The organism is Agathobacter sp. (assembly GCF_977054825.1).
The window spans coordinates 144,282-162,136 of sequence record NZ_CDRTEH010000004.1; the positions used below are offsets into that span (position 1 = coordinate 144,282).

General features: G+C 43.5%; 12 protein-coding genes and 2 riboswitches. Of the genes, 1 reads left to right on the forward strand and 11 read right to left on the reverse strand.

Going from position 1 to position 17,855, the window contains the following annotated elements; translation table 11 throughout:
* Nucleotides 1-59: 59 nt before the first annotated feature.
* The 8 genes from ACW6PM_RS06085 to metK all read right to left on the reverse strand — a co-directional run bounded on the left by ACW6PM_RS06085 (nt 60) and on the right by metK (nt 12,852).
* The gene (locus ACW6PM_RS06085) at nt 60-2,930 is read right to left on the reverse strand and encodes an EAL domain-containing protein (RefSeq protein ID WP_456056567.1); all 2,871 of its coding nucleotides are present in this window, start codon (nt 2,928-2,930) and stop codon (nt 60-62) included.
* A gap of 83 nt (nt 2,931-3,013) precedes the next feature.
* The gene (gene pflA, locus ACW6PM_RS06090; protein ID WP_456056568.1) at nt 3,014-3,763 is read right to left on the reverse strand and encodes a pyruvate formate-lyase-activating protein; all 750 of its coding nucleotides are present in this window, start codon (nt 3,761-3,763) and stop codon (nt 3,014-3,016) included.
* A gap of 112 nt (nt 3,764-3,875) precedes the next feature.
* Nucleotides 3,876-6,128, reverse strand: coding sequence for a formate C-acetyltransferase (gene pflB, locus ACW6PM_RS06095; protein ID WP_308668099.1), 2,253 nt, complete (start codon nt 6,126-6,128; stop codon nt 3,876-3,878).
* A gap of 181 nt (nt 6,129-6,309) precedes the next feature.
* Nucleotides 6,310-6,389, reverse strand: a riboswitch (ZMP/ZTP riboswitch).
* Nucleotides 6,390-6,449: 60 nt separating this feature from the next.
* A complete protein-coding gene (gene rsmH, locus ACW6PM_RS06100) occupies nt 6,450-7,499 on the reverse strand; it encodes a 16S rRNA (cytosine(1402)-N(4))-methyltransferase RsmH (protein WP_456056569.1) in 1,050 nt (349 codons plus the stop codon).
* Nucleotides 7,500-7,597: 98 nt separating this feature from the next.
* Nucleotides 7,598-8,983, reverse strand: coding sequence for an MATE family efflux transporter (locus ACW6PM_RS06105; protein ID WP_456056570.1), 1,386 nt, complete (start codon nt 8,981-8,983; stop codon nt 7,598-7,600).
* A 292-nt stretch (nt 8,984-9,275) separates the two neighbouring features.
* Entirely contained in the window at nt 9,276-10,775 is a 1,500-nt protein-coding gene (locus tag ACW6PM_RS06110) for an ATP-binding protein (protein ID WP_456056571.1), read from the reverse strand.
* Between the two features lie 19 nt (nt 10,776-10,794).
* Nucleotides 10,795-11,484: a response regulator transcription factor gene (locus ACW6PM_RS06115; protein WP_015515550.1), complete on the reverse strand. Its 690-nt coding sequence runs from the start codon at nt 11,482-11,484 to the stop codon at nt 10,795-10,797.
* Nucleotides 11,485-11,670: 186 nt separating this feature from the next.
* Complete coding sequence (gene metK, locus ACW6PM_RS06120; protein ID WP_456056572.1) at nt 11,671-12,852, reverse strand: methionine adenosyltransferase; 1,182 nt, start codon at nt 12,850-12,852, stop codon at nt 11,671-11,673.
* Nucleotides 12,853-12,950: 98 nt separating this feature from the next.
* Nucleotides 12,951-13,053: riboswitch (SAM riboswitch) on the reverse strand.
* 247 nt (nt 13,054-13,300) lie between these two features.
* Here metK and ACW6PM_RS06125 point away from each other — a divergent pair.
* Nucleotides 13,301-14,431 carry an HD-GYP domain-containing protein gene (locus ACW6PM_RS06125; RefSeq protein WP_456056573.1) on the forward strand — a complete coding sequence of 377 codons (1,131 nt, stop codon included), beginning with the start codon at nt 13,301-13,303 and terminating at the stop codon, nt 14,429-14,431.
* 174 nt (nt 14,432-14,605) lie between these two features.
* On the opposite strand, the gene ACW6PM_RS06130 is transcribed toward ACW6PM_RS06125, so the two are convergent.
* The 3 genes from ACW6PM_RS06130 to ACW6PM_RS06140 all read right to left on the reverse strand — a co-directional run bounded on the left by ACW6PM_RS06130 (nt 14,606) and on the right by ACW6PM_RS06140 (nt 17,796).
* Nucleotides 14,606-15,898 carry a UDP-N-acetylglucosamine 1-carboxyvinyltransferase gene (locus ACW6PM_RS06130; RefSeq protein ID WP_308499323.1) on the reverse strand — a complete coding sequence of 431 codons (1,293 nt, stop codon included), beginning with the start codon at nt 15,896-15,898 and terminating at the stop codon, nt 14,606-14,608.
* Between the two features lie 187 nt (nt 15,899-16,085).
* Complete coding sequence (locus ACW6PM_RS06135) at nt 16,086-16,592, reverse strand: shikimate kinase (protein ID WP_308650162.1); 507 nt, start codon at nt 16,590-16,592, stop codon at nt 16,086-16,088.
* Nucleotides 16,576-17,796 carry a peptidyl-prolyl cis-trans isomerase gene (locus ACW6PM_RS06140; protein ID WP_456056574.1) on the reverse strand — a complete coding sequence of 407 codons (1,221 nt, stop codon included), beginning with the start codon at nt 17,794-17,796 and terminating at the stop codon, nt 16,576-16,578. The genes ACW6PM_RS06135 and ACW6PM_RS06140 overlap by 17 nt, the downstream gene beginning before the upstream one ends.
* Between the last annotated feature and the right edge of the window lie 59 nt (nt 17,797-17,855).

The window sequence follows — 17,855 nt, forward strand, 5'->3', positions numbered from 1 at the left end:
TTATTGTAGATTTTAACTGTTCAGCACATTTACAGTTGCGATACGCAGGCATATTTCGTTTATTTACCTACCTGCTCCTTTATGAGAGACATAAATGCCTCCTCCTCAACAGGCTTGGAGTACGCATAGCCCTGATAATACATAGGTCCAAACTGCTTTAGATACTCCGCCATCTCATAAGTCTCAATACCCTCTATACACGAACGCATCCTGATACGTCCGGTGAAAACAAGAATGGACTCGACAATCGCCTGCTTTAATTCATCCTCCATGACATCCTTCGTAAATGATCGGTCTATCTTTATCTCACCCACCGGAAGCTCCAGCGCCAGACTCAGTGATGCCGAGCCTGTTCCGTAGTCATCTAACGCTATCTGTATGCCATGCTCCTTGAAAAACGATATCTCCCTCTTTAAGAAATCGTGGTCTAAATCCTTACATCTTTCGGTAAGCTCTATCCAAAGATCCTCTTTTGGGAAATCAAGCCTCTCAACCATATTGAGTACATCTGTGCGGAATGCCGTATTCTCAAGCTGCGTGGCCGCTATATTTACATTTATGAAAAACTCCGGTATGAGCTTCTTGAATCTCTTTGCCGCCACAAGTGCGGTCTCAATAATCCAGTTTCCCAGTATGTAAATACAAGGATCCTCCTCAAGCCATGGAATAAATGAATCCGGTGGCACAAGTCCGTACTTATCATTTTTCCACCTGATAAGAGCCTCAGCTCCGACTATCCTTCCATCCGTGGCGCTGACTATCGGCTGATAGCATAGGAAAAATCCCTTACAACCGTCCATGACGCTCTTATGGATTTCCGCAATCTGCTCCATATTTTTCATATTATCATGAATTATGGTACTGTCAAAAAATACAAGGTCTCCGTGCTTTTCATGCTTAGATATGCTGAGTGCATATGTGGCGCTGTTTAGCAGATTATCCGGCGTTCCGGAGTAATTTTTTGCTGTTACTGCTCCACCAGCCAGCCTAAGCTGAACCATTCCATCGCCAAGCTTCACTCCGGCCTCAGCTACTTTTTTTACTTTAAGATACAGCTCCCTAAGCTCATCATGCTCTGCGTATGGCTTGATGAATGCAAACTTTGTTCCATCCATTCTGAATACATAAAGGTCTCCGTTCACTACCTTTAAAAGCTCATCGCCATAATTCTTCAATACCTCATTGCCCAATTCGTATCCGTAGGTATCATTGATGTGTCCGTACTTTGTTATTCCGATGATAAGCACTGCTGCCGACTCATATCTGAAAATATAGTCATTCAGACAGCTTCCAAGCATCTTCATATTCCAGAGGTTGGTAACAGAATCAACCGAATCCGATATGCCATGATTCAGTATCGAACCGGCAAAAATATCAGGTCTTCCATCCACTCCCTTTATGATGCGTCCATGACCTGTGCAGCTCACAAACACTCCTTGTGCATCCTTTATACGATATGTGAGGTCAAAAGCATCTTTTTTGCCTGAATACACTGCATCCAATTCCTTCTGGTACATCATCATATCATCGGGATGTATTTTTTTCCTCCATCTTTCCTCTGTGTTTAAGTCATATTCGCTGTCAATTCCCATAAAACCAAATGCATTTTTGGACCATCTGGTCACATTGGTCTCCATGTTTGTGACAAACATATATATTCTTTGCGATGCCTCTGATAACACCGGGAAAAGCGTCTCATCAAGACCATCTATGTCAAGCTCATCAGAACTCTTATGCCGTACCTCAGCTTCCGATAAAAGCATGTCTGTCGCGTCAAACAATTCTCTCTGAAGCTCATTTTCAGACCTGTCTTTTCCCTCTTTTAAGGTGCGTGCATTCTCAAGCGCCATATTCGCCTCAGCTATCCATGCCGGCATACTCTGTCCTGTGTATTGTGCCACTCCGATTGTGACAGTCACCGGTGCCTCAAGCTGCATATTATGCGCGGTCTCAGTTACATGCGCTTCTATTCTTTTGCGAATAAGCTGCATCATATTCTCGCTTGTCGTATCAAAGGCGACTACAAACTCATCTGCCTCAAATCTGGCTATATAAAAATCATACTCTGCCGCAAGCTCTTTAAGCGCAAAGGCTGTCGCTACAAGCACCTTGTCTCCTTCAAGCGGACCGTATTCTTTATTTATCGATTTTAAATCATCCACATCTATCAGATAAAGATACAGCTTACTATAGCCAGACGTCCCATTTACCTTTGCACTGATATATTTATCAAAAGCGTTCCTGTTGTTGATACCTGTCAGCAAATCTGTGGAAATCAGTGATTTCTGGCTGTTACTGTACACAAGCATATAGCTGAGTGTGACAGCACATACAAATGATGGAAGCATCGGTGTGAAATACTGGATAAATAACATAATAACAGGCAGCACTGCAAACGAAGCCATGCGCCTGTATTTGTCGCGGTTCGCATAATTTTCCGGAAGAAATGACTTGTAAAATGCCCTGATGCAGCTATATATAGCCGGTACAAATGCTATAACAGCCTCCGTAATTATCTCATTCCTGAGGCTTGTCCACTTCAGATACATGACCGTAATCATCATGATACATATGGCTGCCTGCGCCGCTATGCGCACTATTCTTCCGGATTTAAGCCGGATAAATACAGATTGCTGCTCTGCCTCACAATACAAAAACCAGTGATATGAAAGTAACGCTATCAATATAAAGTAAATGACCGTAAATGTATCAAGCACCAGTTTTTCCGGCTCCCACAGACCATAAACTATGATAGCTATAATATAATCCACCACAGTTGCTGCCGCTGTAAGTATGCCTACCGTCAAAAATTGATGGTTGCTGTATGTTTTATCATCAGATTTCATAAATCTGAAACATATGACTCCCAGTATCAGCAGACACATAAAGCTCATCTGCCCATACAGAGTTCCTATTACTATACTGCTCATTATACTCTCCTCGTTCTGCCTTATCTTTCTCCACTTATTATATTTTATCAACTTAATGAGTTGTTAGCAATGGTATTTATAAACTAATTCTGACAATTTAAAATTCTTTTTGCACATTCTATCTGTTCCTTTGTAGGAGGCTCCACTCCCTCAAGCTGATACGGTATACCAAGCTCCTTCCACTTGAACACGCCAAGTGTGTGGTACGGCAGCACCTCAACCCTGTCCACTGTTTTAAGTGTGTCGATAAACTCTCTAAGCTGCTTTAAATATTTCTCATCCGTAGTAATTCCCGGCACAAGCACATGGCGTATCCACATCTTTTTGCCGTTTTCGGAAAGATATCGTGCCATATCGAGGATATTCTGATTGGTCTGTCCCGTAAGCTTTTTGTGCTCCTCATCATCTATATGCTTGATATCCAGCATGAAGAGATCTGTGTATTTCATCAGCTCATTAAATTTTCCGAAAAACGGTTCCTCTTTGGTAAACGGATTTCCTGATGTGTCAAGGCAGGTGTTTACGCCCTTTTCCTTTGCAAGCTTAAATAGCTCTGTGACAAAGTCTATCTGCAAAAGTGCCTCGCCTCCGCTTACTGTTATGCCGCCGGTTTGCTTCCAGTACGCTTTATAGCGCATGGCTGTCTTTAGCACCTCCTGCGGTGTCATCAGCTTTGTGCCGTCATTTTCGCCACATTTGGCCCATGTGTCCGGGTTGTGGCAATATTTGCAGCGCATGTTGCAGCCCTTCAAAAATACTATATATCTTACTCCCGGACCGTCGGCTGAGCCGAAGCTTTCTACTGAGTGTACTCTTCCTAGTGTCTCTCCCATGTTTTACCTCCTTTAGATGATTGTTGTTGCTACTTTTATTTTATTAAAAATCAGAATATGCAGGCACTTGGCCTGCACATTCTGGAATGTTTTATACATTATTATTTTTATATTACATTCTCTCGTGGCATGTACGTGAGATTACATCGAGCTGCTGCTCTCTTGTGAGGTCGATGAACTTAACTGCGTATCCTGATACTCGGATTGTGAAGTTTGCGTACTCCTCTTTCTCCGGATGCTCCATTGCATCGATGAGTTTCTCTTTACCGAATACGTTTACATTGAGGTGATGTGCACCCTGATCGAAGTATCCGTCCATTACGTTTACAAGGTTGTCGATTCTCTCGCCCTCGTTGTTTCCAAGTGCTCCTGGGTTGATGGTCTGTGTATTTGAGATTCCATCAAGTGCCCACTCATACGGAAGCTTTGTGAGTGAGTTTAAGGATGCGAGAAGTCCGTTCTGCTCTGCGCCGTATGATGGGTTTGCTCCCGGTGAAAGCGGCTCTCCGGCTTTACGTCCGTCAGGCATTGCTCCTGTAGCTTTTCCGTATACTACGTTTGATGTAATTGTAAGGATTGATGTTGTAGGCTCTGAATCACGGTATGTGTGATGCTTCTTTAACTTGTCCATGAATGTCTTAAGAAGCCATACACCGATCTCGTCTGCGCGGTCATCATCGTTTCCGTATTTAGGGAACTCTCCCTCGATTTCGAAATCCTTTGCGAGTCCGTTCTCGTCACGTACTACTTTAACCTTTGCATATTTGATTGCTGAAAGAGAATCGATTACGTGTGAGAATCCTGCGATTCCTGTTGCGAATGTTCTCTTTAAGTCTGTATCCATGAGTGCAAGCTCTGCTGCCTCATAGTAGTATTTGTCATGCATGTACTGGATGAGGTTTAATGTATTTACATAGATGTCTACTAACCAGTCCATCATCTTGTCGTATTTTGCCATTACCTCGTCATAGTCAAGGTACTCTGCTGTGATAGGTGCGTAGTTTGGTCCTACCTGCTCACCTGATTTCTCATCAACGCCACCGTTGATAGCGTAGAGGAGACATTTTGCAAGGTTTGCACGTGCTCCGAAGAACTGCATCTCTTTACCTGTCTGTGTTGCAGATACACAGCAGCAGATTGCATAATCATCGCCCCATACCGGCTTCATTGCGTCATCGTTCTCATACTGGATTGAGCTTGTCTCAATTGAGATGCGGGCTGCATAATCCTTGAAGGTCTGAGGAAGCTTTGATGAGTAGAATACTGTGAGGTTTGGCTCCGGTGCAGGTCCCATGTTCTCTAATGTATGGAGGAAACGGAAGTCTGTCTTTGTAACCATTGAACGTCCGTCCACACCTGTTCCTGCCACGTCAAGTGTTGCCCATACAGGATCTCCTGAGAATAACTGGTTGTATGAAGGGATACGTGCAAATTTAACCATACGAAGCTTCATTGTAAAATGATCGATGAGCTCCTGTGCTTCCTGCTCTGTGAGGATGCCCTTATCCATATCTCTCTTGATGTAAATATCAAGGAATGTAGATACACGTCCTACTGACATTGCTGCACCATTCTGTGTCTTGATTGCTGCAAGGTATCCGAAGTATAACCACTGAACTGCCTCTTTTGCGTTTGTTGCAGGTCTTGAGATATCATATCCGTAAATCTCTGCAAGCTTCTTCATATCCTCAAGACATTTGATCTGCTCTGCGATTTCCTCTCTTAAACGGATAACATCATCTGTCATCTGTCCGCAACCACAGTTTGCCTTGTCCTTCTTTTTCTCCTCGATGAGGTAATCAAGTCCGTATAACGCTACACGACGGTAATCGCCGACGATACGTCCACGGCCGTATGTGTCAGGAAGTCCTGTAAGGATCTTTGCATGACGGACCTTCATCATCTCAGGTGTGTATGCATCGAATACTGCTGTGTTGTGTGTCTTATGATATTTTGTGAAAATTTCCTTGAGCTTGTCGCTTACATTGTAACCGTATGTCTCAGCAGCCTGTACTGCCATCTTGATTCCACCGTAAGGCATGAATGCTCTCTTTAACGGCTTGTCTGTCTGAAGACCTACAATCTGCTCGAGGTCCTTTAATGCCTCATCTATATATCCAGGGCCGTAAGCTGTGATTCCTGTTACAACCTCTGTCTCCATGTCAAGGACTCCGCCCTTGGCACGCTCTTCTTTCTGTAATTTTTGGAGCGCATCCCACAGCTTATTTGTAGCATCTGTCGGATCAGCTAAAAAGCTCTCGTCTCCGTCGTATGGAGTGTAGTTGTCCTGAATAAACTGACGGACGTTGATTTCCTCTTTCCAAAGACGTCCTTCAAATCCATCCCACTCTTTCATTTCTATCATTGTAATATCCTCCTTAAAATGTGTGAATGTTACTTCGTTTGATTAGTTTTGTTTAACTGTGGTTAGTATATACTTACTACAGTATTTTTGTCAATATCCCTCTTGTTTCTTTTGAGATACATTCCATAGTTATTTATATGGCTATGGCTGATTTTATAATCAAAAAGAGCCAACTGCCCGGGTTTATCGCCCAGACGGTCGGCTCTTATTTGTTATATTTCATGTGGTTAGTCCACTTATCCGTCAGTCATATAACACGTTCATAGTAGACTATTTTTCTCAATAAAGCAATAGGTTTTTAGAACTATTTTAAAAGCTTTTCTATTCTGCACGGACCGCCCAGCGCATCTTCGTGGACCTGGCGCGTCCGTTCTGAGCACATTCCTGTGCTGATGGGCGGATCACATCCTTTGAATAGTCACTGTATATTCCTGCTTTATAGCCTGCCTTGAGTGCCTTTTTGACCAGCTTGTCCTCTCCTGAATGGAAAGTAAGGATAGCAGCTCTTCCGCCGGGCTTTAATGCTCCCGGAAGCTTTTCCATAAACTCGTAGAGCACCTCAAACTCATGGTTTACATCTATGCGGAGCGCCTGGAAGGTGCGCTGACAGGTCTTTTTGATGATGTCCCTCTTGTCCTTTTCAGGGAGAAAATCAAGTGTCTGCTCTATAATGTGACGAAGCTTTGTGGTCGTATCTATGCGGTTACCCTTCCTGATTTCGTCTGTGATTGCCTTTGCAAGCTCCTCGCAATACGGCTCATCTGAGTTCTCATAGAGCATACCCGAAAGCTCCTCACGGGAAATATTGTCAAGACGCTCTGCCGCACTGATGCCGGCATTTGGATTAAGACGCAGATCCAGCGGTCCGTCCACCTTAAATGAAAATCCTCGCTCAGGATTATCTATCTGCATGGATGACACTCCAAGATCTGCAAGTATGAAATCAAAGCCTCCCACTTCCTTTGCAATCTCATCTATTGTGCAGAAGTTCTGCAGCTTTACGGTGAGAATATCCTCTCCAAAGCCGGCTTCAGCGAGACGCTTTTTTGTCTTTTCAGACTCGATTGGATCAACATCGGTGGCATACATATGCCCCTGACCGTCAAGCCTTTCAAGCATTGCCTTTGTATGCCCACCGTAGCCGAGTGTTGCATCAAAGCCTGTCTGTCCCGGCTTGATGTCAAGAAAATCTATGATTTCTTTTACCATTATGGATATGTGCATGCCCGCAGGGGTATTTCCCTTGCTGATGACATGCTCAATTGTATCCTTGTATTTCTCCGGGTTTAATTCCTTGTATTTTTCCTCAAATTTTTTGGGATATTTTCCGCTATAATGTACGCGGCGCTTGTGCTGTTTTTCTTCGCTCATTTTCTGCTCCGTTTCATTTTTGGGTTTGGACTGTTACGCTGACTTTTGCTACAGTATAACTTTTATTTCATTTTTCCGCAAGATAATGACGCACATTCCTATACCATCTGCACGAGCCACACATCACTTTTCACCATGAAATATCCAATGACTACCTTTATCAGCTCTGTGGCCTGCACAAGGAAATACACTGCTACTATGCCAAGCGCTGTGTATTTGGCTAGCACAAATGCCACCGGCACCACTATCACCCATGTAAATACAGAGTCAAACAGAAATGTGACCAGTGTCTTGCCACCCGAGCGGAGTGTAAAATACGACGAATGTGTAAATGCACAAAACGGCATAATTATCGCTGATACCGCTATGAAGCTTGTTGCGAGCGCCTTGATTTCGTCGGTTGTGTTATATATCTGAGGGAAAAATCCTCCTACCAGAAGCATGACCGCCGCCATTATAGAGCAGCAGAACACACTGAACACTATCATCTTGTTATCCGCATCCTTTGCCTTTTCAAGCTCACCGGCTCCAAGATACTGCCCCACAACTATGCTGATGCATGCGCCAAGCTGTATAAACACGATATTGAAAAGGTTTGTTATCGTTGTCGCAATGTTCAGGCCTGCGATTACCGAGAGCCCACGTACTGAATAGCACTGTGTAACCGTTGTCATGCCTGCTGCCCAGAAAAGCTCATTGAGCATGAGTGGCAGTCCCTTGATGAATATAGTCTTAAACTCATCAAACGGCATTCCTATTCCTCTGTAAGCACCCTCGAGATACCTGTTCCTATCCCTGTTTTTATGTGCCCACAGCACAACTATTATTGTCTCAATATATCGCGACATCACCGTGGCAATAGCGGCTCCCGCCACACCCAGCTTTGGTATCGGTCCTATTCCGAAGATGAGCAGAAAATCAAGCACTGCATTGCTTCCAACTGCTGCAAAGCTTGCAACCATCGGTACAAAGGTCTGTCCTGTTTCCTTTATGTTTGTTGCATAGGCCTGTGTCACCGCAAACGGTACGAGACCTATCATAACTATTTTTAGATATTCCTTTCCATATGCCAGTGCTACCTCCGTGGCACCGTTTCCTGCCGTATCTGTCAGATATAGTGATATGAGCGCTGTTCCGTTTGTGATAAACAGTGTCATCGCTATCGCTGTAACAAGCAGCGCTGCATACAGCTTGAATCTGAAGGAATACATATGCCCCTTATGATTTCCCTTGCCAAAATACTGTGCTCCGAATATACTTGCCGCTGACACTGCCCCAAACACTGCCAGATTGTACACAAATATGAGCTGGTTTACGATTGCGACTCCCGACATCTGCTCTGTGCCGAGCTGTCCTACCATAATGTTGTCCAGAAAGCTGACCAGATTTGTGATTGCATTCTGGATTATCATTGGTATGGCCAGCATGAGATAGCGCTTATAAAATGCCTTGTCTCCTATATATTTTTGTCTGAATTTATGCATGTTTGTCCCCCTTTCGATTTCTCCATGGTTCTTTCGTGCAATGTTACTATTCTACTACGTCAGACTTTATTTTTCAAATATTTTATGTGTTTTCCCTTAATTTATTTTAGAGTTAGAAAATTTAATTGAGCCTTCTAAACCAAAGCGCAAGAGTCCTGATGATATTGTGACCAATACATTAAAGCTCCCGGCTGGCAACACTATTTGCGCTGTCAATCGGGAGCTCTTAATTTTAATTTCTAATTGTTATTTTTTATTATAGCTTTTTTCTGACGATATCATATCTATTACTTTACTGCCGGTTCATATCCTGTGTTTCCTGATACTTCCTGATTACGAAAAACATGGTAGTTCCATCGCCTTCTTTGCTGGTAGCCCATATCTTGCCACCGTGATCCTCTATGATCTTCTTTACGATGGAAAGCCCTATGCCGCTGCCTCCGGTAGCCGAATTTCTCGACGCATCCGCTCTGTAAAATCTGTCAAAAATATATGGCATATCTCTCTGGTCGATTCCGCGTCCGTTGTCCTCAATCTCAACCTGTATGAAATCTCCGACATCATTTATCCTGATATCTATATAGCTTTGCGTCTTGTTCATATACTTCACCGAATTGCCGACTATATTGTTAATCACACGGCGAAGCTGCTCCGGATCAGCAATGATAAGCACGTTGCTATCCACATGATTTTCATATGAAAGTCTGATATTTTTTGCCTCAAGATCCAGTCCCATTTCCTCAACACAGTCGTTAAAATAATCTGTGACATTTATCTTTGCAAAATTGTACGGAATCCTGTTCGTGTCAATCTTTGAGTAAAGCGTCAGCTCATTAATGAGCTTATCCATATCGTTTGCCTTATTGTAAATGGTCCTGACGTATTTATCGACCTTTTCAGGGGTGTTTGCCACTCCGTCAAGTATGCCCTCGGCGTAGCCCTTTACCGCAGTAATAGGAGTCTTTAAATCATGTGCTATATTGCTGATTAACACTCTGTTTTCAGACTCATTCGTCACCTTTTCCTCGGCATTTTTCTTGAGGCGCGCACGCATCTGCTCAAACGCAGTACACAGCTCACCAATCTCTCCGTCGCTCGGACTCGTCTCAAGCTCAAAGTCCAGATTGCCATCCTTGATATTCTCGGCGGCAATACGCAGTCTCTCTATCGGTGTGATAATACTCCTGTATATCCACACTATAAGCATAACTGCCGTGGTAAGAAGTATAAATACAAGCGCAACTGCTCCCTCTATCAAAACAGTCCTGACCTCCGGAATCACACACGCTGTTGATGTCACTATGTAAAGACTCGCCTCATCACCATCACTGTCACGAAAATTCAGCTGCTTTATGAGCACCTTGTCATCGCTGTCCATATAGCTGCTCACATCTGAGCTGCTCTGCTTATTGGAGATTCTCGGAAGCTTTCTCAAAATATCATCATTGTCAATTCCGCCATTGAAAATGAGGTCTCCTTCACTTTTCACTATAAGGTATGAGTATTTCTTCTCAAGCTTCTTATTTATCTTTGTCAGATAATCGTCATCAAGAAGCTTGGATGGTTCTATGAGCGAGGTCTTCTCGAGCTCATCATATGTGCGCCCTGTCACCTTGTTCAAAAACTGCACCGTATCAGTGAGTGCGAGCATGCCCGCATCCTCCATGCCATAGGTCTTGTTGATGGCCTTTAGCTGAATCTTATTGAAGCCCACAAGCACCATGCCGGTGAGCACAACCGGCACAAAAATAATTATACAGAATGATATAGCAAGTTTTGTTTTTATCTTCATAGTAGTCTCCAGAAATCCCCTACAGCTTAAATCTGTATCCCACACCCCAAATAGTCTCAATATACTGAGGCTTTGCAGTGTTCATCTCGATTTTCTCACGAATCTTCTTGATATGTACAGTGACTGTCGCGATATCTCCAACTGAATCCATATTCCAGATTTCCTTGAAGAGCTCCTCCTTGGTAAACACATGGTTTGGATTCTCCGCAAGGAATGTGAGCAGGTCAAATTCCTTTGTGGTAAACTGCTTTTCCTCTCCGTTTACCCACACACGGCGGGCTGTTTTGTCAATCTTGATGCCACGAATCTCAACAATGTCATTTTCAGGTGTGGCACTTCCGATGAGGCGCTCATATCTTGCCAGATGAGCCTTTACCCTGGCAACAAGCTCTGATGGTGAAAATGGCTTTGTAACATAATCATCTGCGCCGAGTCCGAGTCCTCTTATCTTGTCGATGTCATCCTTCTTGGCTGAAACCATTAGTATCGGTGTATTCTTTTTCTCGCGAATCTGTTTGCAAATCTCAAAACCATCAATTCCCGGCAGCATAAGGTCAAGAATAAACAAATCAAAATCCTCCGCCAATGCCCTTGCGAGACCGCTTGTGCCATCATTCTCCACCTCAACCTCAAAGCCACTCAGCTCCAGGTAATCCTTCTCAAGATCAGCAATTGCAACCTCGTCCTCTACTATCAAAATTCTGCTCATATCCGTTCCTCCTGAAAATAAAAAGCCATGGAAACCGACTCAATGTCAGTCCCATGACTTGATTATATCATATATCCTATAACTTCTGTCTAAATTTTCTCTAAATTCTTTCTAACTTTTTGTAAGAAATATAATGTATACTATCCGGCACTCACAACCTAAAAAGCGCGAAGCCCCACATATTGTTTAGAGATATTTCTTAAGGTTATCAACCTTATCAAGTGCCTCCCAAGGCAGCTTGATATCTGTACGTCCGAAGTGTCCGTATGCTGCTGTCTGGCGGTAGATAGGTCTTCTGAGGTCAAGCATCTTGATGATTCCTGCCGGACGAAGGTCGAAATTCTCTCTTACGATTTCAACGATCCTGTCATCTGCAAGCTTTCCTGTGCCGAATGTATCCACCATGATAGATGTTGGCTGTGCAACACCGATAGCATATGAGAGCTGAATCTCACACTTATCCGCAAATCCTGCTGCCACAAGGTTCTTTGCTACGTAACGTGCTGCATAGGCTGCTGAACGGTCTACCTTTGTGCAGTCCTTTCCAGAGAAAGCTCCGCCGCCGTGACGTGCATATCCGCCGTAGGTGTCTACGATAATCTTACGACCGGTAAGACCTGCATCTCCGTGTGGTCCACCTATTACGAAACGTCCTGTAGGATTGATGAAGAACTTTGTCTCAGCATCAATCATATCCTTTGGAAGGATTGGGTCAAATACATATTTCTTGATATCCTCATGGATCTGCTCCTGGGTAACATCCTCGTCGTGCTGTGTTGAAAGTACAACTGCCTCAAGTCTTACCGGCTTTCCTGCCTCATCATACTCTACTGAAACCTGTGTCTTTCCGTCCGGACGAAGATATGTAAGTGTGCCGTCCTTTCTTACCTTTGTGAGCTGGAATGCAAGCTTGTGAGCGAGTGCGATTGGGTATGGCATATACTCCTCAGTCTCGTTTGTAGCATATCCAAACATCATTCCCTGATCTCCGGCTCCGGTGTCAAGGTCGTCTGTAAGGTCGCCTGATTTTGCCTCGAGTGCCTTGTCAACTCCCATGGCGATATCAGCAGACTGCTTGTCGATTGAAACCATTACTGCGCATGAGTTTCCGTCGAGTCCCTTCTTTCCGTCATCATATCCGATCTCAAGTGCTGTTTTTCTGACGATTGCCGGGATATCAAGCTGTGCCTTTGTGGTAATCTCTCCTGTTACAAGGATGAAGCCTGTACAGCTTGCTGTCTCACATGCGACACGGCTCATCGGGTCCTGTTCCATACATGCATCAAGGATGGCATCTGATACTGCATCACAGAGCTTATCCGGATGTCCCTCAGTTACTGATTCTGATGTAAATAATAATTTCTCCATTAGTTATCTGTTACTCCTTTCCTGTTGTGTGACCAATTTTTCCAATAAAAAAACCACTTACTGCAAATAAGTGGATTAAAATTAAGATAATAAAAATCCTCTTATTGTTCGATTACTCGCTCAGGTTGGCACCTTCCTGTTCTCTAACGGGGTTGCCGTGACTTCATAGATCCTTTGTATCTCCATCACTCTGAATAAGAGAAGTTACAATATAGAATTTTTCAAATCTCTGTGAGCTATATTACTACCACGTGATATATATGTCAAGTACCATTTTCAATACATATTTATCAATAACTCATTTTCGATACAATATTCACTATTTATTAGCTATTTTATGCGATTATTCTTTCTTCCTTTATTGACTTTCATAATTTTGGCAATTATACTTAAATTTGTATTTATAGTACTAAACACACAATATCAAAATAAATTTGGGGAGTAACTCATGATTAAAATCAGCATAAAAGATGCGCAGATTGGTATGGTAACAGCAGAACCGATAAAGACCCCTCTGGGACAGATACTTGCAATGCCCGGCACACCACTCACCCGTCAGCTCATCAACAAAATGAAGCTATATAAGGTAAGCAGCATCTCAATTCAAAATCCATCCGATGCAGCCGCTCCACAAGCCGGCGAAAATACAGCAAAACAAGACAAGGTAAAACCTGTACCAAAAACACGCGCACATGAGATGGTGACCAATATCCAGCGTGTTCAGGCCTCAGAAGAGTTTCGAGGCTTCCAGCTCAAATACCTCACATGTATAAATCAGATCAAGGATACCTTTGGCAAAATCTGTGCCGGTGAAAAAAACTTTGATGAGGCTGCGCTTCTTACTGCTGTCATTGACCTTTCCGCATCCTGCGGCACTACCATCGAGACATTTGACATGCTCTACAACATGCGCACCATTGCAGACCCTTTGTACTCACACTGTCTGAATGTAGGACTTATTGCAAGGATGATCGGACGCTGGCTTCATATGGAGAAGACAGATGTGAATACGCTTACTATCGCAGGAGTACTCCACGATATCGGTAAATGCAAGATTCCCGATGAGGTGCTTAACAAGCCGGACAAGCTCACAGACGAAGAATTTGCGCTCATAAAAAAGCACCCACAGTTTGGTTTTGATCTGATTAAGGATCTGCAGATTGACTCCAGAATAAAACGCACTGCCCTCATGCATCATGAGCGCTGCGATAGCTCAGGCTATCCCTCACATCTTGACAGCGCACTGATTGACGACTTTGCCATGATAACCGCTATCGCTGATGTGTATGATGCCATGACTGCTGCCAGACGCTACCGCGCACCGCTTTGTCCGTTCGCTGTCATCTCAAGCTTCGAAAGCGAGGGCTTTACAAAGTACAATACAAAGTTCCTTCTTTTATTTTTGAAAAAGCTTGCTACCACATACCAGAACAACCGCGTAATGCTGAACGACAGCCGGTTCTGTAATATTGTGATGCTCAACCCACACGAGCTGTCACGCCCTATAGTACGCTTTGATGACGGCAGTATACTTGATTTGTCCACAAACCGCGAGTTTTTTATCAAATCGGTTATGTAAGCCGATTTATAGCTCAAAGTGTTACTGAGTAGTTACTCAAAATATTATAAAATAGCAAAAAATAAGAACCGTGCATCTACCGTAAGATGCTGCCGGTTCTTATTTTATTTTTATATATTGTATTATATTATATTGTGTTTACATTTCATGCTTTACGTATATATCGATTATATCTTATGATACCTTGAGTATGAACTTCTGAAGCTCCTTCTCATCCTCCACCCTGGCAATCTTTGCGCCAATCTTTGTGAGTTTCTCCTCAAGTGCCTCATAGCCTCTCTGGATATAGTAGATATCATCAACCACTGTGATGCCCTCTGCTGCAAGTCCTGCTATAACCAGTGCAGCTCCTGCTCTTAAGTCAGGTGCATTCACTCTGGCACCTGTGTATCTTTTCACGCCGCTGATGATTGCTATATTGCTCTCTACCTTTATGTCAGCCCCCATTCTGGTGAGCTCGTCAACATACTTGAAACGATTCTCAAATATGCTCTCTGTCACTGTACTGGTACCCTCAGCGATACCCAAAAGCACCGCCATCTGTGGCTGCATATCTGTCGGGAAGCCCGGATACGGAAGTGTGGTGACCTGTGTATGCTTTAAATGTCCGTCTGATATTACTCTGACTGAGTCATCAAATTCCTCTACCTGACAGCCTACCTCCAAAAGCTTTGCTGTAGTGGCCTCAAGATGCTTTGGAATGACATCCTTTACGAGCACATTACCACCTGCTGCAGCAACTGCAAACATGAATGTACCTGCCTCAATCTGATCCGGAATGACAGAATACTCTGTAGCATGTAATTTCTCCACGCCTACAATTCTGATGACATCGGTTCCTGCGCCCCTGATGTTTGCTCCCATGCTGTTTAAGAAGTTTGCCACGTCAACGACATGAGGCTCCTTAGCCGCATTCTCGATAACTGTCTTGCCATCTGCCATGGCTGCAGCCATCATGATATTGATTGTGGCACCTACAGAAACCTTATCCATATATATGTGTGTGCCCTTAAGCTCCTTTGCCCTGGCGATGACAAGGCCATGAGCTATGTCTATGTCTGCTCCCATGGAGCGGAAGCCCTTCATATGAAGGTCAATCGGCCTGCTTCCGATATCACAGCCTCCCGGAAGCGCAACCTCTGCATGCTTGTATTTTCCAAGTAATGCACCAATTAAATAATATGATGCCCTGATTCGTCTGATGAATTCATTATCGACATTTACGCCTCTGATAAATGAACCGTTTATCTTTACCTTGTGTATATCCACGCGCTCCACATGTGCGCCGATTTCTTCGATTGCCTGAAGTAAGACATTGATATCCCTTACATTCGGCAAATTATCTATTGTTACAGTCTCGTCTGTCATTATGGCAGCGGCCAAAATAGCAAGTGCAGCATTTTTAGCTCCACCAATCTCAACTTCACCGTATAAAGGATTTCCACCTTTGATTACGTACTGTTCCATATTCCACCTCTATGAATTCAGGAGTATACTTCCTCCTAATATACTATTCTCAATTTACACTATTGTTATACATCCAACTACAAATTTCATTTATAACGGCATACTTAAGCCGTCATTTGTGCCGGTGCTGCTGTTTATAGCTGACACAGCAGCTACTATTATCTTATCATATCCCGATAGATAAGCTCTACAATTCAAGTGCCTCTACCAGCTTCTCTACTGTCTGCTCCACATCAAGCCCCTCCTCGGAAACCTCGATGTCCGCATACTGCTCATACAATTTTGAGCGCTCTTCAAAAAGGGTCTCTAAAGTCTGCCCTTCCTTTAATACTACACCTCTACCCTTGATGTCTGCAAGTCGTTTTTCCAAAATGGCATAGGAAACCTTGAGATACACAACTCTGCCTATCTCCTTAAGATGCTCCATGGCCTCTTTTCCGTATACCACCGAACCGCCTGTAGCTATAATGGCCCTATCAGCCCTGATAGAGGCATTGACACGGTTCTCTACCTCTATAAATCCGTCCGTGCCCTTTTCCTCAATTATCTCGCGCAGAAGCTTTCCCTCCTGCTCCTGTATCAGTAAATCCGCATCCAGGAAGCTGTACCCGAGCACCTTTGCAAGTATTACGCCTATGGTACTCTTTCCAACTCCCGGCATGCCTATAAGTACAATATTAGTTTTCTGTTCCATCTACTGCCTCAGTATTCTGTGTATCTGTACTATTGGTGCTTTCTGACTGCTGTGTACTCTCTGTAGCACTTGTGTCTGCAGCCTTTTTGTCCTTCTTGGTAGTAGTAAAATAATTGTGAATCTTGATCTTGTCAAGCTGCTTCTGCTTTACAGACCATTTTTCATCGTCCTGCCATCCTGAAAGGATGTCATTGTAATATTTGTCCTCTTTATTGCCCTTTACAGTCTTTCTGTTGGACTCTGTTGCTTCCTCATCTGTCTTCTTGTCGAGTCTTACGATATAGTAAGTGCTGTCTGTAGTGATGAGGTCTGAGGTCTGTCCCTCCTCGAGGGAATTGAGTTCATCTACAACGCTCTGATCAAGATTGTTTGTAGTGTATACACTGTCCTTTGTCTTGCTGTCTGATGACTCTGAGCTCTCTGTTGACTCTGTGTCATCTGATTTCTTATCCGAATCATCTGTCTTCTTCGCGTCCGGATCAACGTATGTGGCGTATGTGCCTGTTGTGGCTGTAGTGCCTGCTGCCTTGGCTGCATCCTCTAAGGATGATCCGCCTGCAAGCGCCTCTACCACTGCATCTGCCTGTGCCTTTATCTGTGCTGACTGCTCATCTGTATATGTCTGATACTGGTAATTAGAGTCATATGCACCCTTGTAGTCAAGCTTTACGATAGTGTATGCAGCCATATTGGCTTCCTCATCTGTCACACTTGAATCTGCATTCTTGATGATTGCGGCATACATCTTGCTCTTTATAAGACGAAGCTCTAAATATTCCTCAACAATCTCCTGTGTGGCACTCATCTCGTCTATCACATCATCGGAATTTGCCTTCATAAACTTCTTTGCGGCCTTTTCGATTTCCTTTTTCTCATCATCAGAAACTGCTACATCGTAATCTGACTGATGCGCCTTTAATGTGTAAAGCTCATGAGCTTCCTCGATGGCATTTTTCTTCCATGTCTCAAGCACAGTATTATTGCCTGATACAGTCTTGTCCCAGTAGCCCTCGCCCATGTACTGTATATACATGTCATCATAACCGGCCTCCTGGTATCTTATCATAAAATTAACAAGCCCAAGCTTGATATCCTCTTTATCTAATGTCGCAACTGTTGCGTTTTTATTTATTGTGCATCCTGTAAAAGCTGTAACTGAGAGTGTTGCAACTAATAACATGGCTATTACTTTTTTCGCTTTCATTGTATCTATCCTCTTTAAAAATGGTATAGTATCGCTCGTATATTATAGAGCTTTTTGGA

What these genes read in the sequence shown, in the direction of transcription:
- ACW6PM_RS06085 (WP_456056567.1), bottom strand. Translation starts at nt 2,930, where the DNA reads ATGAGCAGTATAGTAATAGGAACTCTGTATGGGCAGATGAGCTTTATG.
- pflA (WP_456056568.1), bottom strand. Translation starts at nt 3,763, where the DNA reads ATGGGAGAGACACTAGGAAGAGTACACTCAGTAGAAAGCTTCGGCTCA.
- pflB (WP_308668099.1), bottom strand. Translation starts at nt 6,128, where the DNA reads ATGATAGAAATGAAAGAGTGGGATGGATTTGAAGGACGTCTTTGGAAA.
- rsmH (WP_456056569.1), bottom strand. Translation starts at nt 7,499, where the DNA reads ATGAGCGAAGAAAAACAGCACAAGCGCCGCGTACATTATAGCGGAAAA.
- ACW6PM_RS06105 (WP_456056570.1), bottom strand. Translation starts at nt 8,983, where the DNA reads ATGCATAAATTCAGACAAAAATATATAGGAGACAAGGCATTTTATAAG.
- ACW6PM_RS06110 (WP_456056571.1), bottom strand. Translation starts at nt 10,775, where the DNA reads ATGAAGATAAAAACAAAACTTGCTATATCATTCTGTATAATTATTTTT.
- ACW6PM_RS06115 (WP_015515550.1), bottom strand. Translation starts at nt 11,484, where the DNA reads ATGAGCAGAATTTTGATAGTAGAGGACGAGGTTGCAATTGCTGATCTT.
- metK (WP_456056572.1), bottom strand. Translation starts at nt 12,852, where the DNA reads ATGGAGAAATTATTATTTACATCAGAATCAGTAACTGAGGGACATCCG.
- ACW6PM_RS06125 (WP_456056573.1), top strand. Translation starts at nt 13,301, where the DNA reads ATGATTAAAATCAGCATAAAAGATGCGCAGATTGGTATGGTAACAGCA.
- ACW6PM_RS06130 (WP_308499323.1), bottom strand. Translation starts at nt 15,898, where the DNA reads ATGGAACAGTACGTAATCAAAGGTGGAAATCCTTTATACGGTGAAGTT.
- ACW6PM_RS06135 (WP_308650162.1), bottom strand. Translation starts at nt 16,592, where the DNA reads ATGGAACAGAAAACTAATATTGTACTTATAGGCATGCCGGGAGTTGGA.
- ACW6PM_RS06140 (WP_456056574.1), bottom strand. Translation starts at nt 17,796, where the DNA reads ATGAAAGCGAAAAAAGTAATAGCCATGTTATTAGTTGCAACACTCTCA.